Origin of the sequence: Pseudomonas triticifolii (assembly GCF_014358015.1) — a bacterium.
In the GTDB taxonomy this organism is placed as follows: Bacteria; Pseudomonadota; Gammaproteobacteria; order Pseudomonadales; family Pseudomonadaceae; genus Aquipseudomonas; species Aquipseudomonas triticifolii.
In genome coordinates this window covers 1-21,506 of the sequence record NZ_JACONV010000008.1, presented here as the reverse complement: position 1 = coordinate 21,506, position 21,506 = coordinate 1, and the positions used below count along the sequence as shown (strand labels likewise).

General features: G+C 58.4%; 20 protein-coding genes and 2 pseudogenes. 9 read left to right on the top strand and 13 right to left on the bottom strand.

Annotation, left to right across the window (positions count from 1 at the left end; translation table 11 throughout):
- Window positions 1-45 precede the first annotated feature (45 nt).
- Window positions 46-2,100 carry a TonB-dependent siderophore receptor gene (locus tag H8S56_RS13100; protein ID WP_187518953.1) on the top strand — a complete coding sequence of 685 codons (2,055 nt, stop codon included), beginning with the start codon at window positions 46-48 and terminating at the stop codon, window positions 2,098-2,100.
- A 51-nt stretch (window positions 2,101-2,151) separates the two neighbouring features.
- Here H8S56_RS13100 and H8S56_RS13095 read toward each other — a convergent pair whose 3' ends face one another.
- The 3 genes from H8S56_RS13095 to H8S56_RS13085 form a co-directional block, all read right to left on the bottom strand.
- Entirely contained in the window at window positions 2,152-2,442 is a 291-nt protein-coding gene (locus H8S56_RS13095) for a hypothetical protein (RefSeq protein ID WP_187518876.1), read from the bottom strand.
- Window positions 2,443-2,475: 33 nt separating this feature from the next.
- Complete coding sequence (locus H8S56_RS13090; protein WP_235986788.1) at window positions 2,476-2,769, bottom strand: hypothetical protein; 294 nt, start codon at window positions 2,767-2,769, stop codon at window positions 2,476-2,478.
- Window positions 2,770-2,955: 186 nt separating this feature from the next.
- Window positions 2,956-3,480, bottom strand: a complete 525-nt coding sequence (locus H8S56_RS13085) for a DUF3237 domain-containing protein (RefSeq protein ID WP_187518875.1) — start codon at window positions 3,478-3,480, stop codon at window positions 2,956-2,958.
- A gap of 227 nt (window positions 3,481-3,707) precedes the next feature.
- Here H8S56_RS13085 and H8S56_RS13080 point away from each other — a divergent pair, with 227 nt between their 5' ends.
- The 3 genes from H8S56_RS13080 to H8S56_RS13070 all read left to right on the top strand — a co-directional run bounded on the left by H8S56_RS13080 (window position 3,708) and on the right by H8S56_RS13070 (window position 6,694).
- A complete protein-coding gene (locus H8S56_RS13080; protein ID WP_187518952.1) occupies window positions 3,708-4,325 on the top strand; it encodes a TetR/AcrR family transcriptional regulator in 618 nt (205 codons plus the stop codon).
- Between the two features lie 133 nt (window positions 4,326-4,458).
- A complete protein-coding gene (locus H8S56_RS13075) occupies window positions 4,459-6,090 on the top strand; it encodes a methyl-accepting chemotaxis protein (RefSeq protein WP_187518874.1) in 1,632 nt (543 codons plus the stop codon).
- A 175-nt stretch (window positions 6,091-6,265) separates the two neighbouring features.
- Window positions 6,266-6,694: a nuclear transport factor 2 family protein gene (locus tag H8S56_RS13070; protein ID WP_024688370.1), complete on the top strand. Its 429-nt coding sequence runs from the start codon at window positions 6,266-6,268 to the stop codon at window positions 6,692-6,694.
- A 34-nt stretch (window positions 6,695-6,728) separates the two neighbouring features.
- On the opposite strand, the gene H8S56_RS13065 is transcribed toward H8S56_RS13070, so the two are convergent.
- The 4 genes and pseudogenes from H8S56_RS13065 to H8S56_RS13055 all read right to left on the bottom strand — a co-directional run bounded on the left by H8S56_RS13065 (window position 6,729) and on the right by H8S56_RS13055 (window position 10,390).
- Window positions 6,729-7,583 carry a CAP domain-containing protein gene (locus tag H8S56_RS13065; protein WP_187518873.1) on the bottom strand — a complete coding sequence of 285 codons (855 nt, stop codon included), beginning with the start codon at window positions 7,581-7,583 and terminating at the stop codon, window positions 6,729-6,731.
- A gap of 270 nt (window positions 7,584-7,853) precedes the next feature.
- Entirely contained in the window at window positions 7,854-8,717 is an 864-nt protein-coding gene (locus tag H8S56_RS24900) for a methyl-accepting chemotaxis protein (RefSeq protein WP_408003815.1), read from the bottom strand.
- Window positions 8,712-9,494 (bottom strand): annotated as a pseudogene (locus H8S56_RS24895) (MCP four helix bundle domain-containing protein); the annotation flags it as partial. The pseudogene H8S56_RS24895 and the gene H8S56_RS24900, both read right to left, overlap by 6 nt.
- 182 nt (window positions 9,495-9,676) lie before the next feature.
- Window positions 9,677-10,390, bottom strand: a complete 714-nt coding sequence (locus H8S56_RS13055) for a GNAT family N-acetyltransferase (RefSeq protein WP_024695559.1) — start codon at window positions 10,388-10,390, stop codon at window positions 9,677-9,679.
- 638 nt (window positions 10,391-11,028) lie between these two features.
- Between H8S56_RS13055 and katB the strand changes: the two genes are divergently transcribed.
- Window positions 11,029-12,534 carry a catalase KatB gene (gene katB / locus H8S56_RS13050; RefSeq protein WP_024688374.1) on the top strand — a complete coding sequence of 502 codons (1,506 nt, stop codon included), beginning with the start codon at window positions 11,029-11,031 and terminating at the stop codon, window positions 12,532-12,534.
- A 61-nt stretch (window positions 12,535-12,595) separates the two neighbouring features.
- Entirely contained in the window at window positions 12,596-13,150 is a 555-nt protein-coding gene (locus H8S56_RS13045; protein ID WP_024695557.1) for an ankyrin repeat domain-containing protein, read from the top strand.
- A 47-nt stretch (window positions 13,151-13,197) separates the two neighbouring features.
- On the opposite strand, the gene H8S56_RS13040 is transcribed toward H8S56_RS13045, so the two are convergent.
- The gene (locus H8S56_RS13040; protein ID WP_187518871.1) at window positions 13,198-15,291 is read right to left on the bottom strand and encodes a hybrid sensor histidine kinase/response regulator; all 2,094 of its coding nucleotides are present in this window, start codon (window positions 15,289-15,291) and stop codon (window positions 13,198-13,200) included.
- Between the two features lie 535 nt (window positions 15,292-15,826).
- A complete protein-coding gene (locus tag H8S56_RS13035) occupies window positions 15,827-16,042 on the bottom strand; it encodes a DUF6434 domain-containing protein (RefSeq protein WP_187518870.1) in 216 nt (71 codons plus the stop codon).
- Between the two features lie 160 nt (window positions 16,043-16,202).
- Between H8S56_RS13035 and H8S56_RS24890 the strand changes: the two are divergent.
- Window positions 16,203-16,442: pseudogene (locus tag H8S56_RS24890) on the top strand (DUF6124 family protein).
- 98 nt (window positions 16,443-16,540) lie between these two features.
- On the opposite strand, the gene H8S56_RS13025 reads toward H8S56_RS24890, so the two are convergent.
- The 3 genes from H8S56_RS13025 to H8S56_RS13015 form a co-directional block, all read right to left on the bottom strand.
- Entirely contained in the window at window positions 16,541-16,945 is a 405-nt protein-coding gene (locus H8S56_RS13025) for a hypothetical protein (RefSeq protein WP_235986787.1), read from the bottom strand.
- 247 nt (window positions 16,946-17,192) lie between these two features.
- Window positions 17,193-17,645, bottom strand: coding sequence for a PAAR domain-containing protein (locus H8S56_RS24495; RefSeq protein ID WP_235986786.1), 453 nt, complete (start codon window positions 17,643-17,645; stop codon window positions 17,193-17,195).
- A gap of 120 nt (window positions 17,646-17,765) precedes the next feature.
- The gene (locus H8S56_RS13015; protein WP_187518869.1) at window positions 17,766-18,650 is read right to left on the bottom strand and encodes a LysR family transcriptional regulator; all 885 of its coding nucleotides are present in this window, start codon (window positions 18,648-18,650) and stop codon (window positions 17,766-17,768) included.
- Window positions 18,651-18,748: 98 nt separating this feature from the next.
- Between H8S56_RS13015 and H8S56_RS13010 the strand changes: the two genes are divergently transcribed.
- Together H8S56_RS13010 and H8S56_RS13005 are read left to right on the top strand one after the other, a co-directional pair.
- Entirely contained in the window at window positions 18,749-19,231 is a 483-nt protein-coding gene (locus tag H8S56_RS13010; protein ID WP_187518868.1) for a multidrug/biocide efflux PACE transporter, read from the top strand.
- Window positions 19,232-19,345: 114 nt separating this feature from the next.
- Window positions 19,346-20,179, top strand: coding sequence for a PhzF family phenazine biosynthesis protein (locus H8S56_RS13005; protein ID WP_187518867.1), 834 nt, complete (start codon window positions 19,346-19,348; stop codon window positions 20,177-20,179).
- 3 nt (window positions 20,180-20,182) lie between these two features.
- Here the strand turns inward: H8S56_RS13005 and H8S56_RS13000 are convergent, their stop codons facing one another.
- Complete coding sequence (locus tag H8S56_RS13000) at window positions 20,183-21,334, bottom strand: MFS transporter (protein WP_187518866.1); 1,152 nt, start codon at window positions 21,332-21,334, stop codon at window positions 20,183-20,185.
- Between the last annotated feature and the right edge of the window lie 172 nt (window positions 21,335-21,506).

Here is a 21,506-nt window from a genome sequence, read left to right as displayed (position 1 = left end):
CTTCGCTACTCCGGCCCCTTTCTGCTCTCTGCACTGTCGCTGGCCATGCTCCCCGATGGTGCAGTTCACGCAGCACAGATCGCCACCCTGCCTGCAACCGAGGTGTCTGCCGCAGCTTCGACAGTCGAAGACGGCTACAGCGCCAAAAGCGCCAGCACTGCCAGCAAGAGTGATGTGCCGCTCAAGGAAGAAGCGCAGTCCGTCAACGTCGTGACCCCGCAGACCATCGCCGATTACAACGTGCGCTCGCTGGACGATGCCATGAAGTTTGTCAGCGGGGTCAGCCAGGGCAACACACTGGGCAACACCAAGGACTCGCTGGTCAAGCGCGGCTTCGGTACCAACGATGATGGCTCGATCTTGCGTGACGGTGTGCGCTCGGTGGTCTCGAAGAACTTCAGCGCCACCACCGACCGGGTCGAGGTGCTCAAGGGGCCAGCCTCACTGTTGTACGGCGCAATGGAACCGGGCGGCGTGATCAACGTGATCAGCAAGCAGCCGCAATATGTGCAAAGCACGACGCTCAGTGGTTCAGCGTTTAGTGAGGGCGGCGGCAGCTTTGGCGTGGACACCACAGGCCCCTTGGGCGACAGCGGCCTGGCCTACCGCCTGGTCGCCGAGCGCCAGAGTGAGGATTACTGGCGTAACTATGGCGTCGATCAACACACCCTGATAGCGCCCTCCTTGTCCTGGACGGGTGAACGCGCAAGTCTGACGCTGGCTTACGAGTACAACGATTACGTCAGCCCGTTCGACCGTGGCACCGTGTTCACGGGCGGCCACCCGAGCGACATCAGCTACAACAAACGTCTGGACGAGAAATGGGCGAACACCGTCGGCATCAGCGAAACGGCCACAGCACGCTTCGAGTATCAGCTCAGTGATGACTGGAAAACCCGTCTGACCTACGGCTGGAACAACGACCGCTACAGCCTTTCCATCGCACAGCCCAGCACCCTTTCGAGCACCGGCGTGTTGCGTCGCCAGGCCAATGGCGGGCATTACGACTATGAAACGCGTTACGCCAGCTGGGATTTCATCGGCAAGCAGCAATTCCTGGGACAGGAGCACGACCTGTTGATCGGGGCCGAGCAGGAAGACTCGGACAAGTTTCGCGGCAAGACCTACCGCAATACCGCGCAGAACGGCTTCAACATCTTCAACCCGGTGTATGGCAGCCTGGCTGAGCCCAGCGTGGTCAGTCCGACCACCAGCAATCTTAGCAATCAATTGACCTCGTCCTCACTCTACGTGAAGGACAACTGGCACCTGAACGATCGCTGGATTCTGGTGCTCGGCGGTCGCTACCAGCATTACGACCAGTACATCGCACAGGGCCTGGGCGCTAACCGGGTCAAGAACCTGGACACGAACGATGACGTATTCCTGCCCATGGCCGGGTTGGTGTTCAAGGTTACTGAAGACCTTTCCCTGTACGGCAATTACAGCCGTTCGTTCGTGCCTAACGAAGACGTGAACGACGACGGCACCACCTTTGATCCAGAGGAAGGCCGCAGTTACGAAGTCGGCGCCAAATACGCACTCGCGCCAGGCCTGGACTTCAACATGGCAGTCTTTGACATCGAGAAGAAAAACGTCGTCACCCCTACTGGCGTGACAGGTGTGAGCGAAGCGGCTGGCAAGGTTGGCTCGAGAGGCGTCGAGCTGGACGTCACCGGGCGCATCGCCGAGCGCTGGGACATGATCGGCACCTACGCCTATACCCACACTGAAGTGCTGGACGATCCAAGCAACGAAGGCAATCGCCTGAGTCAGGCGCCCAAGCACACCGCCAGCCTTTACCTCTCCCACCATTTGCAGGTGCCGTCAGGTCTCGGCGAATGGCATGCCGGTGCTGGCGCACGTTACGTGGGTGAACGCGCCGGTGACGACGCCAACTCGTTTTACATGAGCAGCTACACCGTGGCCGATGCATTCCTGCGATGGGATGTGCCAATGGCCGGGTACAAGACCCGCCTGCAACTGAACGTGGACAACCTGTTTGACAAGCAGTACTACCCGTCCAGCACCGGCAGCTCGCTGCAAGTCAATGTCGGGGAGCCGCGCACCGCTCGCCTGAGCGCTAGCGTCACGTTCTGATGCGTGCATGGCTGGAGCAGCCCAACGGCGTGCTCCAGCCAGGCGTCGCCCTCAAATCAAGCCTTTACCTGCCGCCTCTTCAAGCGCACTGCGCGCCAGTTCCCGGATCAGCCGGTCACTGGAATCGTTGAAAGGCACAGCGAAGACGAGCACCAGATGCCTCCAGGTGGTCAGCTTTTCCTGTTTGCTCACCTGACCCAGTTTCTTGCCATCCACGTCACGGAACGTCAGGTCGAGCGACACGGTGTTGTCTGACTTGCTGGGAATCAGAAAAAACGTGAAGCCCGTCACGAAGGCCAGACCAAGACTGCCCTCTTCGTGATTGCGTAAGGTGGCCGTCACGTAAGCATCGCTGGCTTGCTGTTGGCACGGTCTTCATTCGTTGACACGCAACTCGGCGGCCAGGTCGTAGGTGTCGACGTAAACCGGCCCATTCACCCAGATCCAGATCGTCAACGTCAGTAATGCGCCGGGAAAATACGCCGGATGCGGCGTGCACTTGCCTTTGAGGGACGTGAAGTTGAACGCGAGTTCGACATCTTTCTCGCCAAGTCTTGCCGGAAATACGACCAGCTTCTGGAAGTATTCGCCACGCTCGATATGTGCACCGATCTGCGCGGTGAGCTGCGAAATGATGGCATGCCGCCAGTCTACGCCGGTCCATGGCATGCAAGAACTGACACCGCGCCAGCTCGGCGGCGATTGTAACGAATTTGTTTCAGGTGCGCCTATTTGCCTGAACGCTGGGTTATCAGGCAACTAACAGACCGAGAGAACACGAGTGAAACATCGACACTAAGGAGGGACTCATAGCCACGCTGGGTATTTAAGTCAGTCGCAGCATAAGGCCATCACTCAAGACTTTATCCGGTAGAAGTTGATCACAAGTTCATGGGCGTGCAGGTAGTCAACCTTGCCAATGAACGCGCTCTTCTCCAGCCAGTCATTAGGGCCGAGTGACACCTGGAACTTCGGCGTGCAGGTGCATTGGTAATGGCCTTCAGCAATGGGCCACACACCGTTCTGGAGCTGATCCTGACCCACCTCATCCATCAGCAGGGTCCCTTGGTTTTCCACGTTGATCAACTCGCCCAACTGTGTTCGCAAGGTGAACCGTGCATTGAAGAAGGCAAGTTCGCTGGACAATTCCACGAATGAATCACTGCCGCCAGGCAATACGCAACCACGAACGCCCTCCCCGTGAAATTCGCCCCCCAGAATTGAGCGATTGCTGCGCAACCCATCACTGCAGATGCCCATCAATGTGGGCACGTCGGTTCTCAGCACCACCGTTAGCACTTTTTCCAGCAACGGAGCCTTGCTTACTCTCGCCTCACGCACCGACGGGCGACGCGGCTTCTTGAAATCAATGATGTTCATGGGTCTGCTCACTCCCCGGTTCGATAAAACGCAGCGCTGAGGTGGCAAAAAGCAATGCACCTGACGACCTGCTCGACTATGCGTCCATGCAGCGACGTTTATTTGAAGCCTGGTTTCCAGTAAGCTCCACAGAGACGAAAGAAATCGTACCGAACGGTTTAGTTTTCGTCCATGTTATTTTTGCTTTCCAGCTGCAGATGCTGATCACTGAAGGATTGAGAATTCAAATGAAGGTGCGTACCGAAGCTCGTCGCGAAGCCATTATCGACGCGGCGGCAAGCGTTTTCCTTGAGATGGGCTACGAGCGGACTTCAATGAATGAAGTCACCAAGCGGATGGGCGGCTCCAAGGCAACGATCTACAGCTACTTTCCTTCCAAAGAAGAACTTTTCATCGCCGTGGTCAACAGGCACGCCACGGCCCACCTGGCGGACGCCGTCTCGGAACTCGCCTCACCCTGCGCTCTGGAAGTCGATCTCAGGGAGATCCTGATCCGCTTCGGTGAGCGCATGCTGATGGTGCTGGTCAACGACAACAGTGCGCTGGCCGTCTACCGCATGGTCGTCGCCGAGTCAGGCCGCTCGGACATCGGCATGCTGTTTTATGAGTCAGGACCTCGCGAATGCCTGCAGACCATTTCCACCTTGCTGGAGTCGGGCATGCAGCGTGGAGAACTGCGCAACACCGACCCGCATGTTGCGGCCTTGCAACTGACTTCGCTTCTGACCGCCGAGACAGAGATTCGGCTGTATCAGGAGCATCCGCTGCCGCTCAGCCTGGAGCGTATCCACGAGATGGTCGGACGAGCCGTTGATACGTTCCTGCTCGGCATGGGGCAGCGCTGATCTACCAGGCCTGAGCACGTTCTTTTCTGGCGCAATAGTGCATTTCCGACACATGGTGCGACTCATTCTCCCGATCCGGTCAAGAAACGTCCGAGACAGGCGATAGGGATTAGGTCGCCCTCGGAGAACGCTCATGATCCTGCGCAAACTTAACCTCGCCCCACGCTCGGCCCTCTGCTTCGGTTTATTTTGTCTGATGATCGTAGCGCTGGGCCTGTTATCACTTCGGCAAGCCCAGATCCTCAACGAAGCCGAAAAATTCATCGAAACCAATGTGCTGCCCAGCGTCAAGCTGCTCGGGTCGCTGGACCGCGAGTTCGTCGGGATACGCGGTAATAACGCCCGCTTGCGTAATCCCCTCGAACCTCAGGATCGCAAAACCAAGGCGTTGGCTGATATTCAGCAGTCACGCGCATTGATCAGCGATTACTCGACTGCGCTGGGCAAATTGATCGTGACGCCTCAAGGGCGTCAGGCATTCGATGAGCTGAGCAAGGCAAACGCTGACTACCAGACGACTCAGAACGGCTACCTGGCCGCGGTCTCTGCCGGAAATCTCGAGAATGCGGTGGCCATTTCCAACAACGAAATGAAGAGCGCTGCCGACCAGGTCGAAGCCTCGCTCAAGAAACTGATCGGTATTAACGAAATCAAGGCACAGAAAGCCGGAGACACTGCCGAAGCTGCGTACGACCAAACGATCTGGCTGGTCGGTATCTTCATTGTCGTGGGTGTGTTCACGACGCTGTTTCTTGCCTTGTTCTATACCCGCAGCCTGACCGTGCCTATGGGTGAGTCCCTGGAGATTGCGGAGCGCATCGCTGCCAATAACCTGAGCAAGGACATCAAGGTCGAAGGCAGCGACGAAGCGGCCAAACTGATCACCGCACTGGCCATGATGCAGACCAACCTGCGCAATGCATTGACGCTGATCGCAGACTCCTCGACGCAACTGGCCGCCACGTCCGAAGAGATGCACGCGGTCACCGAAGACGCCTCACGCACCATCCTGCGTCAGAGCAACGAGATCGAAATGGCCGCCACGGCGGTCAATCAGATGAGCGCTGCGGTCGAGGAAGTGGCCAGCAACGCCGCCTCTGCCTCGCAAGTGACGTCCCAGTCCAGCACCGCGGCCATGGCCGGACGTGCGCAGGTCGACGAGACGGTCACGGCAATCAACCTGATGGTGTCCAAGGTGCAGATCACCTCGACCGAAGTACAGGGACTTGCCGTCATGGCCACGGACATCAGCAAAGTGCTGGACGTGATCCGGGCAATCGCCGAGCAGACCAACCTGCTGGCACTCAATGCCGCCATTGAGGCCGCACGCGCTGGCGAAGCCGGTCGCGGTTTTGCCGTGGTGGCTGATGAGGTGCGAGCACTTGCCCACCGCACCCAACAGTCGACCCGGGAAATTGAAACGATGGTCAGCTCGATCCAGTCCGGGACCGGCAATGCGGTCACTGCCATGGAGCAGACCAGCGTTCAGGCGCATAAAACACTCGAAATGGCCAATGGCGCGGGCAAAGCATTGCTCGACATCACCGACTCCATCAGCCAGATCAACGAGCGCAACCTGATGATCGCCACAGCGGCCGAAGAGCAGGCGCAGGTTGCGCGAGAAGTAGACCGCAGCCTGGTCAGCATTCGCGACCTGTCCAGCCAGACCTCGGAAGGCTCCAACCAGACAGCCATCGCCACAGCAGAACTGTCGACGCTGGCTACCGACCTCAACCGTTTGACCCGTCAATTCAAGATGTCCTGAACGAACGGCTGCCGGAACATCGGGTTTCGGCAGCCTGTTTCACACCCAAAGCGCCTTTGTCCTGCAATCCCCTTGTCACAGCCAAGACCCTGAACTAAGTTGTACGACGACAGATAAGGATACCGCTCTGTCGCGCTTCGCTCACGCCAGACAACGACAAGAAAAAGGACCGAACATGAGAACGCTCAAACTGTTGGTGGGATTTGTGTGCCTGTTTACCGGCTACGTGGTGGCCGCGCCCTCCGATGAGACGGATGTCGCCCAAGCGGTGGACAAACTGACACAGGCCATGTGGCACAAGGATATCGCGCAGCTTCAGGCGCTGACGGCCGACAACCTCACCTACGGGCACTCCAGCGGCACTATTCAGGACAAGCAAGCGTTCATCGCCGATATCGAAACCGGCAAGAGCGCCTTCAATGACCTGAAAATGCTTAACCAGAAAATCACGATGTCCGGCGACGTCGCCCTGGTGCGCAACCACTTCTCGGCACAGGCCGTGAACAGCGGCAAAGTGGTGCCCACCGAAATCGAGAACTTCCAGATCTGGCAAAAGCAGAAAGGTCAGTGGCTGTTGATCGGCCGCCAGGCATTCCGCTTCTGACATGCGTCAGCCGGTACGCAGTCAGCGAAGCCCTTCACTGCTGCGTACCGAACATCGCGGTCCAGTAAATGCCTGCATCGCTCTTGGGATCGGTTGCGTAAGCCGCCCCCAACTCTCTAAAACCGGCATTCATGAGGTTGGCGCAATGCCCCGGGCTTGCCAGCCAGCCGTCCACGACCTTACGTGCCGTGTCCTGACCCGCCGCGATGTTCTCGCCCACCTGCTGACCAACATAACCGGCCAGCTCGGCACGATCACCGGGCGTGCGCCCTTCCCGGTCCTTGTGATCGAAAAAGCCAGTGTTGGCCATCGCTTGGGAATGGCCTTGGGCGGCCGTACCTAGCATAGCGTTCCAGGTCAGTGGCGTGGTTGCGGCGAAGGACTGAGCACCGCACTGCCGCGCCGTGCCGCGGGCAACGTTGATCATCTCCAGCACTTTCTGCCCTTCAGCCTGCCAGTCACCCAGACGCGCCGCCAACAGCGAACGCGCCAGCACGATGCGCCAGTCACGCCCTTCCCGGCTCACACCGATATCGATGAACTGCGGATCCAGCACCACGTGACAGAACGTTTCCTGTACGGCCTTCAAGGCCGAGGCCGCATCGCGCGGCCCGGACAGGGTGATGGCCTGCACGGTGACCATCGGATAGGCCGTGCGGGACAACGCCTGTTGCAGATTCAGATTGCCACTGGCAGGCAGGATCAGACGGGTGTCGCTCACCAGCGGCGGCAGCTCCATGGACACCTGATCACCGCAGCGCTGCACCTGACCTCGCCAGGTATTGAGCGAATCGATCAGCTGCGTCTCATCGGAGGCCAGAGCCGACTGGGCCATAAAGACCCCCAACGACAACGTCGCTATGCGCAAGATGGACGTGGTGAAACGCATGAAAACCTCCGGCGAATTGAGTGCGCCTATCATGCGCGACCTCACCCGGTGGGTTGCAACTGCTTTTTGCGACGGTTACCGCGTTTACTGCCCAGTGACTTCCGGACTCTGCGCTGTTTCAAAGCACAAACCCGACGGTGGGAGGCGGCTTGCCGGCGATACGGTCTTTCAAACGGTCCGCTCACTCGCTGAACAGATGCCATCGCCGGCAGTAGCGTTTAGCCAACAGATCATGCGTTACCTGCCGACGAAAGCGCAGCGCCTCTGCGCTTACAACCTGAACTGCGCCACCAGTGCATTGAAGGATGTGGCCAGACGCGACAGCTCCTGGCTCGACGCGCTGGTCTGGTCGGCACCCGCTGCGCTCTGGGTCGAGAGGTCCTGAATGTTCAGCAGGTTTCGGTCCACTTCGCGGGCCACCTGGGCCTGTTCTTCAGAGGCAGAAGCAATGACCAGGTTACGCTCGTTGATCGTCGCAACCCCCTGAGTGATCTTCTCCAGCGCAGAGCCTGCACGCAGAGCCAGCTCTTGCGTATCGGTGGCCAGCGACAGGCTCTTGCCCATGGCCGCCACAGCGCCGTCGGCACCTGACTGCACGGTACTGATCATGCCTTCGATTTCCACGGTAGAGGCCTGGGTGCGATGAGCCAGTGCACGCACTTCGTCAGCAACCACCGCAAAACCGCGACCCTGTTCACCAGCGCGTGCTGCCTCGATGGCCGCATTCAGGGCCAACAGGTTGGTCTGTTCGGCAATGCTGCGAATCACGTCCAGCACCTTGCTGATTTCACGTACATGGCCAGCGAGTTCGGAAACGGCCTGCGTGGACCCGGTGATTTCATGCACCATGGTCGTGATGCCTTTAACCGTGTGATCCACTTGCCCACGTCCATCGACAGCATCTTCAGTCGCGGTCTTCGATGCCTCGGAGGTAGACACCGCATTACGCGCCACCTCTTCCACCGCAGCCGTCATCTGGTTCACCGCAGTCGCGGCCTGCTGAATTTCGTCATTCTGGCGGGTCAATCCACGCGTGCTCTCGTCGGTCACGGCGCTCAATTCTTCGGCCGCCGATGCCAACTGATCGGAAGCACTGGCGATTTGCTGAATAGTGTTTTTCAAACCGGTCTGCATATCCGACAGCGCATCAAGCAACTGCCCGGCTTCATCGCCACTGGTGGACACGATCGGCTGAGTCAGGTCACCACCCGCGATGCGTTGAGCGCTGACGACGGCCACCGCCAGCGGCCGAGTGATCATGCGAGTGATAAAGATCCCCAACAGAATGGCCACGACAAAAGCAATCACGACGCCGACTTCCAGCATCAGCACTGCGGTGTTTCTCAGATCGGCGGCGGCAACGGCGCCTTCCTTGATCTGACGATTGTTGGAGTCGATCATGGTGCGCAGATAACTGCGAACCTTGACGAAGCCCTCAGTAGACAGCGTATTGAGGCGGACGCGGGCGTTATCGAGGTCGCCAGCCCGGATCAGCTCGACCACCTGCTGGGAACCTGCAATGTACGAGGGCAGCAATTGCTCCAGTTGGTCGCCGGCAACCCGCTCGTCATCTTCCAATGGCGTTTCGCGGTAGATGGAGAACACTTTCTGAGCACGGGCCAGGTCATCAGCCAGGGCCTGCCTGACGCGCTCTTTGTCGGTTTCCGAAACGCCGCCGTCCTGCGCATCCAGCAGGCGGTAAAGACCACGGTTATGCGCCGTCAGGCTGGTCAGCGTTTCGTTGGTGTTGCTGACCGACACCAGGTTATTGGAAAACGTCAGCTCCAGCGCATGGCCAAGACGGGTCACACCCGTCATGCCCAACCCGCCCACTGCCAATGTAATAAGCGCACAGATGATGAACGCAGAGAGAAGCTTGGTCGAAAACTTTGACTGGCGCAGGATATTCATAGGGTGGGCCGTTGCTTAATGAGGAATGACGACTAAGCTGAAAGGGTTTACCCGCCCAGCAATGATGTCATAGTGACTTCACCGATTAAGCAAACGTTCCGAACGGTACAAAATTAGTTAGAGATCAGCAGAATCTGCTGCAAGGCACTCGTTTGAGCCCCTGTAATACATGGGGCTGATTATCAGTGAAGCAGCTTCGGCCGATGTGTCTCATCCCGGGCCGGGCGCTGCTGCACGAAGGCCTTAGCCTCTCGCGTCATCCGGTCAAGACGGCGATCACGCTCCTTCTCGGCCTCGGCCATCGCCCTTTCTCCATGCTGTTTGAGCAGATAGGCGTGGATTTGCCGCACTTCCACCGAGCTATAGATCGGCGCAATGTCCATCACCGCCAGCAGTCCTTCAGTGCCGTGATCACGGGTATTCATGATCACGTGCGGCCCGCGTGCACCCAGCACCTGAAATCCCAGCGACTCGAAATACGGCACCTTGTCGACCACGCAGTACAACTCGGCATGTGGATAGCGACTGATCATCTTGTCGAGCATCGCGCGTGCAATACCCTGACCCCGATGACTCTCCCGAACCGCCAGATAGGTAACGGCACAGGCGCTCGGATCGTTCTGCACGGGCAGATAAAGCAGGAAACCCAGCACGGTTTCAGGGTCATCGTCATCCAGTGCCACGATCAGTTCGACCGCCATGCTGCCGGAGCCGTCCATTGCATTGAGGTACAGATGCACCTCGTAACCAACGCCGTACTGATAGAGGTTGTACAGCGGGTTGCTCGGCACGATGGCCACCAGGCTGATGTCGGTGACGTAATCGACCACCATCTGCTGGATCTGGCTACGAATGAATTCGGGTGGCGGGCTTTGCAACAGCATGACAGTAGACATTGAACGTCTGGCTCCAAGGGGTAAGGCGTGCCTGAGGCGGGTAACGCGCCATGATACCGCGTCAGGGTGTGGAGAGCAGATCGCAGTCAAAACAGGCCAGAAGAGGATTGTCGTAATGTGTTGTCCATGACGGTCTTGTTTCCTACTGTGCTGTCACCCACCGTCATGTGAACTTAATTCGCACCTCTAAAACAATATCAACACGCCACCAGCCAAAGAATAAAGCCTGCCTTAAACTGGTACGCCCGTACTGAAACTTACAAGACCAGTATCAAAAAGCCAGCTATTATTTGCCAGTAATAATTAAGGTTACGCCACCCTGGTAACGCTAATAAATGGATGTGGCGATAGCACCTGGCTAAAATTAAATCTCTTTATATTCATTGACTTAAAGAATTACGAACATACTACAAAGCGCAAGACATCATGTGGAGATTTCCGCATCCCTGCTTTAAACGACGTTGGTTACTCCCTCTAAGCTGCGTCATCGCGCGGTTCCCGCTTCCTCTCAGTATTTATCTCAATCACCCCGATTGATTTTTATAATCATCAACTTCCCTCCCGCGCGCCTAACATTGCCCGGCCTACTAAAAAAATATGAGGGAATCAAAATGCCGTTATTAAACTGGTCCAGAAACATGGTTCGTTTAACTGCAGTCGGTCTTATCAGTATCCCGACTGCCTACGCAGCCGACACCCTGACCCGCGACAATGGCGCGGCAGTGGGGGATAACCAGAACTCGCAGACAGCGGGTGCCCAGGGCCCGGTTCTGCTGCAGGACGTGCAGTTGCTGCAAAAACTGCAGCGCTTCGACCGCGAACGTATCCCTGAGCGTGTGGTGCATGCTCGTGGTACGGGCGTGAAAGGCGAATTTACCGCATCGGCGGATATCAGCGACCTGAGCAAGGCGACCGTTTTCAAGCCCGGTGAAAAAACCCCGGTCTTCGTGCGTTTCTCCTCCGTGGTGCATGGCAATCACTCGCCTGAAACCCTGCGTGACCCTCACGGTTTCGCGACCAAGTTCTATACGGCAGACGGCAACTGGGACCTGGTAGGCAACAACTTCCCGACGTTCTTCATCCGCGACGCCATCAAGTTCCCGGACATGGTCCACGCCTTCAAACCAGACCCGCGCACCAACCTGGACAACGACTCGCGTCGCTTTGACTTCTTTTCCCATGTACCGGAAGCCACACGCACCCTGACCCTGCTGTACTCCAACGAAGGCACGCCAGCCGGTTATCGCTTCATGGACGGCAACGGCGTACACGCTTACAAACTGGTCAACGCCAAAGGCGAGGTCCACTACGTCAAGTTCCACTGGAAAACCCTGCAGGGCATCAAGAACCTTGATCCCGCCGAAGTGGCCAAGGTCCAGTCCAAGGACTACAGCCACCTGACTAACGACTTGGTCGGCGCGATCAAGAAAGGCGACTTCCCGAAATGGGACCTCTATGTTCAGGTGCTCAAGCCTGAAGACCTGGCAAAATTCGACTTCGACCCGCTGGACGCCACCAAAATCTGGCCTGACGTTCCCGAGAAGAAAATCGGCCAGATGGTCCTGAACAAGAACGTCGACAACTTCTTCCAGGAAACCGAGCAGGTCGCCATGGCGCCCGCCAACCTGGTGCCAGGCATCGAGCCGTCCGAAGACCGCCTGCTGCAGGGCCGTGTGTTCTCCTACGCCGACACCCAAATGTATCGCTTGGGCGCCAATGGCCTGAGCCTGCCGGTCAACCAGCCTAAAGTGGCCGTTAACAATGGCAATCAGGATGGCGCACTGAACACCGGCCACACCACCAGCGGCGTCAATTATGAGCCGAGCCGTCTGGAACCGCGTCCTGCCGAAGACAGTGCGCGTTACAGTCAGCTGCCGGTCAGCGGCACCACCCAGCAAGCCCGGATCACTCGCGAGCAGAACTTCAAGCAAGCTGGTGATCTGTACCGCTCTTACAGCCCGAAAGAGCAGACCGATCTGGTTCAGAGCTTCGGCGAGTCACTGGCTGACACCGATACCGAAAGCAAAAACATCATGCTGTCGTTCCTGTACAAGGCCGATCCAACCTACGGCACCCGGGTGACCGAAGTGGCCAAAGGCGATCTGAGCAAAGTCAAATCGCTGGCTGCCAGCCTTAAAGACTGATGACCTGATGTCCCGCCCCTGCGCAATCCGTGCAGGGGTGGTTCAGACCCGGAGAACGCCAGTGAGAAACCTTCTATACGGGCTGCTGCTGTTGACCGCCGTTGCTCAGGCAGAACAGCCCACCACGAACCCGCCGCTTGATGCGCAACAGACCGCACGCCAGTTGCGTACGCTGTTCTTCGATGCCTCGCGCGAAGGCAACAACCCGATGCTGGATACCTTCATCGAAGCGCATTACGACCTCAACGTTCGAGACGAACAAGGCTACACCGGCCTGATTCTCGCGGCCTATCATGGTCATGAAGATTCTGTTGTGCGCCTGATCGACGCTGGAGCCGACCCTTGCGCCAAGGACAATCGCGGCAATACCGCGCTGATGGGGGCGATCTTCAAAGGTGAGCTGAGCATCGCCAAACGCCTGGTTCAGGCGGACTGCGGAGCGAACCTGACCAACAATGCCGGCCAGACTGCCGCCATGTACGCTGCGCTGTTCAAGCGTACCGAAGTGCTCAAGCAACTGACTGACAAAGGCGCCGACCTGAGCCTGCGCGACAGCATGGGCAACGATGTGCAGGGATTATCAAAAGGCGAGTTCCAGGCGCTGCCGACACGCTGAAGAACAGAGCCGGCGTCAGAAATGACTCAAGCAAGGAAAAAACACGATCAGTCCTCGCGCTCGATCATTTCGTAGATGCGGCTGGCAAAGGCTTCCATGGTGAAGGGCTTGGTCAGCACCCACATGCCCGGATCAAGGTGGCCGTTACCGATGATCGCGTTTTCAGCGTAACCGGTAATGAACAACACTTTCAGGTCAGGCCGGACTACGCGTGCGGCATCAGCCAGTTGTCGGCCGTTCATCCCCCCTGGCAGCCCGACATCGGTGACCAGCAAGTCGATACGGGTATCGGTTTCCAGCACTTTTAACGCCGATGCGCCCTCGCCCGCTTCAATGGCGATATAGCCCTCATCCTCAAGCACTTCAGCCACCAGCATGCGAATGGTCGGCTCGTCATCGACGATCATCACGGTAGGTAAACTCTGGGTACGCGCGGCACCGGACGCTTCCACCGATTCGACCTCTTCAGGCGCGCCCAGGTAGTGACGCGGCAGGTAGAGGCACATCGTGGTGCCTTGATCGGGTTCCGAATAGATGCGCACCTGCCCGCCAGACTGACGCACGAAGCCGTAGACCATCGACAAGCCCAACCCCGTGCCTTGCCCCAACGGTTTGGTCGTGAAGAAAGGATCGAAAGCGCGGTTCATCACCTCGGAAGTCATGCCCGTGCCGGTGTCGCTGACACACAGCGACAGGTATTGCCCCGGCGAAAGATCGCGGCTCTGAGAGCCGCGCTCATCGATCCATTTGTTGGCCGTCTCGATGGTGATCCGCCCGCCTCGTGGCATGGCGTCACGGGCATTGATGCACAGGTTGAGCAGTGCGTTTTCCAGTTGCGGCGCGTCAATAAAGGTTGACCACAGCCCGACCGATGTCACCACTTCCACCGTGATGTGCGGCCCCACGGTACGGCGGATCAGTTCTTCCATGCCCACCACCAGTCGATTGATATCGACCGGTTTGGGGTCCAGCGTCTGTCGCCTGGAAAACGCCAACAGGCGATGGGTCAACGATGCAGCGCGCTTGGACGCGTCCTGGGCAGCGGCCACATACCGATCGATCTCGGTAAAGCGACCCTGGCTCAGGCGGCTCTTGAGCAGTTCCAGAGAACCGGTGATGCCGGTTAGCAGGTTGTTGAAATCGTGGGCGATACCACCCGTCAACTGGCCGACGGCCTCCATCTTCTGGGATTGACGCAGGGCTTCTTCGGCCTGAGTCAGTCGATCCTGCTCGCGCCTTCTCTCGCTGACATCGTAGGCAAACAGGTAGGCGCCGATGGGCTGACCATCGGGGTTGCGCAAGGTGCTGTAGCGCATTTCGAAATGGCTGGCGGGGTCCGTTGAGTCGGGAAAATTCACGCTTTCCACAAACTCCTCGCCTGACAGTGCTCGCGCCCAGCGCTGACGCATCTCCGCCCTGCTCTCGGGCATGTCATCAAGCCACTCAAGCATGTTGTCGCCCACCTTTGGCCGCACGCCAAACAGACGCTCGAACTCACGCACTGCCGAGCCGTTGATGGCCAACCAGCGGTAGTTCAAGTCAATCACATGAATGAAGGCATTGGTGCCGTTCACCACATGGGCCAGCACGTTACGCTCGGCCACAGCCTCTACAACGCGGGCTTCAAGGGTTTCATTGAGTTGCTGCAAAGCACGCTCGGCACGTTTGCGTTCGGTGATGTCCTGAAACAGCACGGCCACCTGCTTGCGACTGGCAGGTTCAATGCGAAACGCCGTCAGCGCCAGAAAGCGTCCGGTCGCCTCAAGCTCACGTTCGAAACGAATAGGTTCACCGGTGGCCAGCACCTTGCCGTAGAACCGCACCCAGTCGTCAGCCTCTTCGCGCACCATCTCGCGCAGCTTCTTGCCGACCACGTTGGGAATGCCCGCGTGGTACTCGTAAGCCGGGTTCGCTTCGACATGAATGTAGTCACTGAGCGGGCCGTGCGGACCGTCAAAAAATTCAATGACGCAAAAGCCTTCGTCCATGGCGTCGAACAGAAAGCGGTAGCGTTCCTGAGACAATGCCAATGCATGCTCGGCGTTGCGACCATCGACACTCAGTCGTTCTTTGAGCAGGGTATTTTCATCTTCCAGCGCCTTTAATCGGTTCTGGATATCTTGCAATTCAGTCGGGGTCAAAGCAGCGGCACCTGGGGAATGATCGTCGCCGTTTTCCCATTCAACAGGCCGGCATGAGCACGCTACGAGAAAAACGCCCCGCTGGCAAAAATAATGGCAATTTGCGGCCTAAAAAGCTGTGCGGGGCGATGATCGGTGCCCAGATTTCACACGCAACATCTCGACTGGATGTACCGGCCTCCTAGCGGGCATGCGGACCATCGCGTCGCGCATCGCAGATGGCATAGAGTGCGGATTCAGTGAGCCGAGTGCCTGGCTCAGGTCACCTTTGCGCCCTTACGGCACCTACTTTGAGGGACCAAATCAGGCAAAGTCCCAAGCTCCGGTTCCGGCTTCGCCGGGGTTCCCACTGTCGCGTAAAAAAGCGTGTCCTCACCTGAGCACGTCTGACTGGATCACGATGAAATCTCGTGGGAGCGAGCTTGCTCGCGAAAGCCATGTTTCACACGCCACACCTCGACTGGATGTACCAGCCTCAACGCGGGCAGGCCGATCATGACGCTGCGCGTCATCTTTATGAGTGCACACAGGTTCATCAATGTGCCATCGCATGTCTGCGCAGCCACTCATCCACCACCTGCCCCATGCTTTTGGGTGTGCCGTCGATAATCCACGCCATGAAGGGTCTGTCGAACCTGAACTGCGAACCGCACTGCTCGGTCATGAAACGCCGCACGTTCTGAGTGTTTCGATAGTGCGCATCTACAGCGGTGTCACGGGTAATCAGATCGCTATGCCAGTCGAATGCCATGTCCGATTCGTCCATAAAGGAAACGCAATCCGTTATAGCGCGATTCTGACGTAACCACGAGTCAGGCTCTGTTCACATGAGAGCAAAAGCCCTTCGCGGTAGGTAATTCGTCAGTTCATTTCAGGCCCTTGAATGGACATTTCTCTTTCTCTTGAATGAAATTCCCGAGAAAATCCTGCCCCCTTGCGTCAACCCGCCACGCCCTCTCGCCACCCTCGAACAATCCATGAACTACGCCGCCGAACTGCTCTGCTAAGCCGCTGCCACAGCTTACGAAAGCGGCGACCGTCCGAGCGGAACCGACCGCCAGTTGGCGTTCGCGGTCACGCATCTGGTCGAACTGGCCAAGACCTTGATCGACCGCTCGCTGAGTGGGGTCGAGATCGAGATCAGCGCGTAAGATGAGGTCGTGGCCCGTGAGCGCGCATGCGTTTGCGGGCCAGCGACAAAGATCTCCATGACAAAACCGGGCACACCTGCAAATACAATCCGCCTGCGCTAAATATCGCTCCCAAGGCAAGGGTACAGCCGGTCCACATCCGTGCCACCTGCAGGCGATGTATCAACTCGACCATCAGCTTTCAGATAGATATGCGTCTCGGGCCACTTGGGATCGATTCGAACACAGTCGCTGATATTCCCGTTGTCCCACCAATAGACCTCCATAAAGAAGTCCTCGCCCTCATAAATCGCTCCGTAATCACCCGTCGTTTCGCCCGGAAGCAAACGGCGTTTGAATGTACGATGATGGGTATTCCAGATATAACTCAACTCGCTAGTTGCGTTTTCAGAGTAATGAAGCGTCACACTTGGCGTAGAGACTTGCCACACCGCGAAAGGTGAAAGCAGCATCAGGAGCTTGAACCTGGCGTCCATCAGCGTGTGTGGTTCGAATTGTTGCAATCATGAAACCTAATGCCTTCGCCCCAGGCTTCGGGGCGTACCGACATGACGCTTTTCATCACCTGTGGATTATTTGCACTTCCTACCTTGGAATACCAAGGTAACTCCATCCACTTCCGCGTTTCCTCTGCAACGTCATAATCAAGCAGTTTCCTCATATTCAACACGACGGCATGGCACCGATTGCGGTTGATTTCTCCAGCGATATAACAAGACAAATCATTCAGCTCATCAGGATGAATACAAGTCACCGCCACATATCTGCGTCCTGATGCTTGTCGGAGTCAACCACGGCACCAGCCGCCTGCGCCTTAAGAAGCAACTCCGGATCGCTCACCAGTTCATTCAAACGCGACTCATCCAAAGTGCCGTCGTCACGCAACATCCCAAGCTGCGAAAAATTCACCACGCGGCCCCCACCGTTACCACCCGCGTTAAAACCACCCACCACATCCGGGCTGCCGTTGACGATCATTCCGCCATGGCTGGTGGGGCTGCCCAGATGGGCCATCGGGCGGCCGTTGACCAGTATCGCCGGGAAGCCTGCGACGATAACAGCGCCGCAGGCACAGACGTCGCCGACCCGCGCGACGTTCATGACGTTGGCGAGTACATCGCCGGATGCGCTGACGATGGGTGTTGGAATGTGCCCGGGAATGGGGCAGACGTGCAGGTCGCCCTGGCGTGCGGAAGGAATCATGCGGGGTCCTTTGCTTCATCGCCTGCGGAATGCAGGGGTGACGACGCTAAAGGACACGCTCGAAGTTATATGTCAGACGCTTCCGAAGCTGATGCACGAAGTCTCACTATTGAGGCCTGTTCATTCCCCGGCAAAGGGCACCAGCGAATCCAGCAGCCACGAACCTGCTGGCCCCAGACTACGTTGAAACGACCAGATCACGTCCACTGCCGAACGGCGCGGCCAGCCGGAAACGTTGAGTTCCTTGAGCAACCCGCCTGAATAACGCGACACCAGCCAGCGCGGTAATGCCGACCAGCCGAAGCCAAACGCGGCCATGTCCATCAGCAACAGGTAATTGGGCGCTGACCAGTGCCGATGGCCACTGGTCGGCAAGTCGTCGGTAGGAATGCTTTGCTCAACCAGTGTGTTGAGGCGTAGCGCCCGGTAGCGTGCCAGTTGCTGATAATCCACCCGCTCCAGCGCGGCCAGCGGATGGTTATGCGAGACGAACAGACCGAAGTCGGCGCTCTCGTCGATGGTCGCATGGCCGATTTCAGGCGGATAACTGGCCTGTGCCGAAAGCAGTCCCAACGACGCCCTGCCCGACTGCACCAGACTGATCGCATCGCCGTGCTCGGCGAACACGCACTCCATCTCAAGTTCGGGAAAGCGCTGATCCAGTTCGGTCATCAGGCGTTCGAAATCGGCAAACTGGTTGGCATCCGACAGCACCAGGGTCAACCGCGGTTCGACGCCTGCGACCAGTCGGCCAGCCGCCCGGCGCAACCGGTCGGCCGCGCACAGCACATCGTCAACCCGCCCCAGCATCACCTTGCCTGCCTCGGTCAACACCGGCTGGCGCGAGGAGCGATCAAACAGCTCAAGGCCAAGATCGATTTCCAGCCGGGAAATCGCTTCGCTGATGGTCGACTGGCTCTTGCCCAGACGACGCGCAGCGGCACTGAACGAGCCCAATGCCGCGATCTGCGCGAACGCTTCCAGTGCTTCAGGTGAGTAACTCATGGTCGCCTCTATCGGTTTTACCGATGGTAATTATTTTCAGCTTAACGCAATGACCGATGATAATGCGGCCACGAATGAGCATAAAGGACAGACGCGTCATGAGTCGCACCGTCAAAACCACCCGGGACCAGACTGAAGTACCGAGCAAATCCATCAAGGAGCGCGCGCTGCACGCCACCCTGTTCGAAGTGGGCGGCGTCATTCTGGTCGCGCCACTGCTCGCCTGGCTGATGAACCACTCGCTGGCAATGATGGGCGCGATGACGGTCATGATTTCCACGGTCGCCATGCTCTGGAACATGGTTTACAACGCTTTTTTCGACCGCCTGCGAGCCAGGTTCGGCTTCGCCATGACCCTGCTGACCCGCGCATTGCATGCTCTGGGCTTCGAGACCGGATTGATTCTGGTGGTCGTGCCGCTGGCCGCCTGGTGGCTGTCGATCAGCCTGTTCGAGGCGTTCCTGCTGGATATCGGTCTGCTGCTGATGTTCCTGCCCTACACCATGTTGTTCAATTGGGCCTACGACAAAGTGCGCGAGCGGGCCTCGCAGCGCCGCCCTGCGAAATGCGAAGCGCTTTGAGGACGAGTCGTCCATCAATCCCGCAGATGCGCTGCATCAAAACGTCTGGCTGGATTATCGGCTCGCCACTCAAGCACACTGTCAGCCCATGACCACGGCAAAGGACCCGCAATAATGGCGACTGACATACTCAAACTGGCTGCGTTCAGCGACGGAGATCAGGGTGGTAATCCGGCTGGCGTGTGGATTGGCGAAGCGCTACCCGAAGAGCAGGTCATGCAGCAGATCGCCGCTGAGGTCGGATTTTCCGAGACGGCATTTGCAGCACCTGTCGACGATGGCTGGCGGGTGCGTTACTTCTCGCCGCTGGCGGAAGTGCCGTTCTGTGGCCACGCGACCATCGCGCTGGGTGCAGCACTGGCGGCTCGGCAAGGCGACGGCGTGTTCAGCCTGACACTCAATCACGCGCAGATTACCGTCGAAGGCCACGCGCAGGGCTTGCTGACCTCGGCGGCGCTGCAATCACCTGCAACCCACAGCAAGCCGGTCAGCGCGCAGGTGCTGGACGAAGCGCTGGCGCTGTTCGATTACACCCATGACGATCTGGATCAGCGCATCCCGCCTGCCCATATCAATGGCGGTGCCGGGCACCTGATTCTGGCATTGAACAGCCGGGCCGGTCTCAAGGCCATGCACTACGATCAGCAAACCGGGCATAAGCTGATGGTTCGTGAAGGCTGGGCCACGATTCTTCTGGCCTATGCCGAGCGCGAACAACTTTTTCATACCCGTAATCCGTTTGCCTTTGGCGGCGTGTACGAAGACCCGGCGACCGGCGCAGCGACCGCAGCACTGGGCGGTTATCTGCGCGACATTGGCTGGCCGCATGGTGGAATGATCGACGTCCTGCAAGGCGAGGACATGGGCAGCCGCTCGCGCCTGCGTGCCGAGATACCGGAACAGATCGGCAGTTCGATCCGCGTATCCGGCATGGCGCGCAGGCTTTGAGGTTCAGGTCCGCAACTTGCTGCCGCCCACCGCCACGCCCAGCAGCATGACTGCGACGATCATGAAGGCGATTTCAAGGCTGCTGACATGGGCGATGAAGCCGATGGCCGCAGGCCCGATCAGAATCCCGGCGTAACCCACCGTGGTGATTGCCGGGATTGCCACGCTTTGCGGCATGGTTTTCTGTCGGCCGACGGCGCTGTAACACACCGGCACGATGTTCGAGCCGCCCGCCCCGACCAGCGCATACCCCAGTAACGCGGCTTCCCACGCCGGAATCAGTGTGGCCACAGCCAGGCCGGCCGCCGCGCACAGCCCGCCGAGAATGATGACCCGATTGGAGCCCACCCGTCGCACGATGGCGTCACCAAACAGTCGCCCCAACGTCATGGTCACCGCGAATACTGCATAGCCCAGACCTGCGTAGGACGCTTCGACGCCGCGCAGCGAGGTCAGGAACACCGCGCTCCAGTCCAGCATCGCGCCCTCGGCCAAAAACACCGTGAAGCACAACAGCCCGATAAAGAGCACCACGCCATGCGGGATTGCGAACGCAGGTCCTTCGGAGCGGCTGCCGTACGAGAGCAGATTGGGGGCGGCCTTGGCCAGCGCCACTAGCGTGAGCGCCACCACCACCAGCATCGAGACAAACGGCGAAATGCCCAGACTGAGCAACCCGCTGACCCCGGCAGCGCCGACAATACCGCCCAGACTGAACAGGCCGTGAAAGCCTGACATCATGGTCTTGCCGCTGGCCCGCTCGACGATCACCGCCTGTACGTTAGCCGTACAGTCCACACCGCCCATGCTCGCACCGAACAGAAACAGCACAGCGATCAGCAGCGGCAGGCTCGACACCGTTGCCAGCAGCGGCAGGCAAAGGCAGATCAGCAGCGTCGAGCAGACCAGCAGACGCCGACAACCAAAACGCGCCGCCAGCGCCCCGGCCAGCGGCATGGCAATGATCGATCCCACACCCAGGCACAGCAATAACAAGCCCAACGTACCTTCGTCGAGCCCCATCCGCTGCTTGGCGTAAGGCACCAGCGGCGCCCACGACGCCACACTGAAACCGGCAATGAAAAATGCAATGCGCGTCGAGGACTGTTCGGCCCGAGCCTTGGCATCCTGGGCTACGGTGCTGAAAGAGGTCATGCAAGCTCCTTGTGGAAACGATTTGAAGGCCATGTTCAAAAGAGCTGGCCAGCGCGACAGCCTAACAAAGCCGATGGATTAACCAAATGCCTGACGCCCTCGAATGAGGCACGTTCCTCAGACGCTGCCTGAGCCATGGCAAAAAATGAGAGGCTGGTCTAGATTCCCACCT

What these genes read in the sequence shown, in the direction of transcription:
- katB (WP_024688374.1), top strand. Translation starts at nt 11,029, where the DNA reads ATGGTTCGTTTAACTGCAGTCGGTCTTATCAGTATCCCGACTGCCTAC.
- H8S56_RS13070 (WP_024688370.1), top strand. Translation starts at nt 6,266, where the DNA reads ATGAGAACGCTCAAACTGTTGGTGGGATTTGTGTGCCTGTTTACCGGC.
- H8S56_RS13085 (WP_187518875.1), bottom strand. Translation starts at nt 3,480, where the DNA reads ATGAACATCATTGATTTCAAGAAGCCGCGTCGCCCGTCGGTGCGTGAG.
- H8S56_RS24495 (WP_235986786.1), bottom strand. Translation starts at nt 17,645, where the DNA reads ATGATTCCTTCCGCACGCCAGGGCGACCTGCACGTCTGCCCCATTCCC.
- H8S56_RS13075 (WP_187518874.1), top strand. Translation starts at nt 4,459, where the DNA reads ATGATCCTGCGCAAACTTAACCTCGCCCCACGCTCGGCCCTCTGCTTC.
- H8S56_RS13065 (WP_187518873.1), bottom strand. Translation starts at nt 7,583, where the DNA reads ATGCGTTTCACCACGTCCATCTTGCGCATAGCGACGTTGTCGTTGGGG.
- H8S56_RS13015 (WP_187518869.1), bottom strand. Translation starts at nt 18,650, where the DNA reads ATGAGTTACTCACCTGAAGCACTGGAAGCGTTCGCGCAGATCGCGGCA.
- H8S56_RS13000 (WP_187518866.1), bottom strand. Translation starts at nt 21,334, where the DNA reads ATGACCTCTTTCAGCACCGTAGCCCAGGATGCCAAGGCTCGGGCCGAA.
- H8S56_RS13005 (WP_187518867.1), top strand. Translation starts at nt 19,346, where the DNA reads ATGGCGACTGACATACTCAAACTGGCTGCGTTCAGCGACGGAGATCAG.
- H8S56_RS13010 (WP_187518868.1), top strand. Translation starts at nt 18,749, where the DNA reads ATGAGTCGCACCGTCAAAACCACCCGGGACCAGACTGAAGTACCGAGC.
- H8S56_RS13035 (WP_187518870.1), bottom strand. Translation starts at nt 16,042, where the DNA reads ATGGCATTCGACTGGCATAGCGATCTGATTACCCGTGACACCGCTGTA.
- H8S56_RS13100 (WP_187518953.1), top strand. Translation starts at nt 46, where the DNA reads ATGCTCCCCGATGGTGCAGTTCACGCAGCACAGATCGCCACCCTGCCT.
- H8S56_RS13055 (WP_024695559.1), bottom strand. Translation starts at nt 10,390, where the DNA reads ATGTCTACTGTCATGCTGTTGCAAAGCCCGCCACCCGAATTCATTCGT.
- H8S56_RS13090 (WP_235986788.1), bottom strand. Translation starts at nt 2,769, where the DNA reads ATGCCATGGACCGGCGTAGACTGGCGGCATGCCATCATTTCGCAGCTC.
- H8S56_RS13080 (WP_187518952.1), top strand. Translation starts at nt 3,708, where the DNA reads ATGAAGGTGCGTACCGAAGCTCGTCGCGAAGCCATTATCGACGCGGCG.
- H8S56_RS24900 (WP_408003815.1), bottom strand. Translation starts at nt 8,717, where the DNA reads ATGCAGACCGGTTTGAAAAACACTATTCAGCAAATCGCCAGTGCTTCC.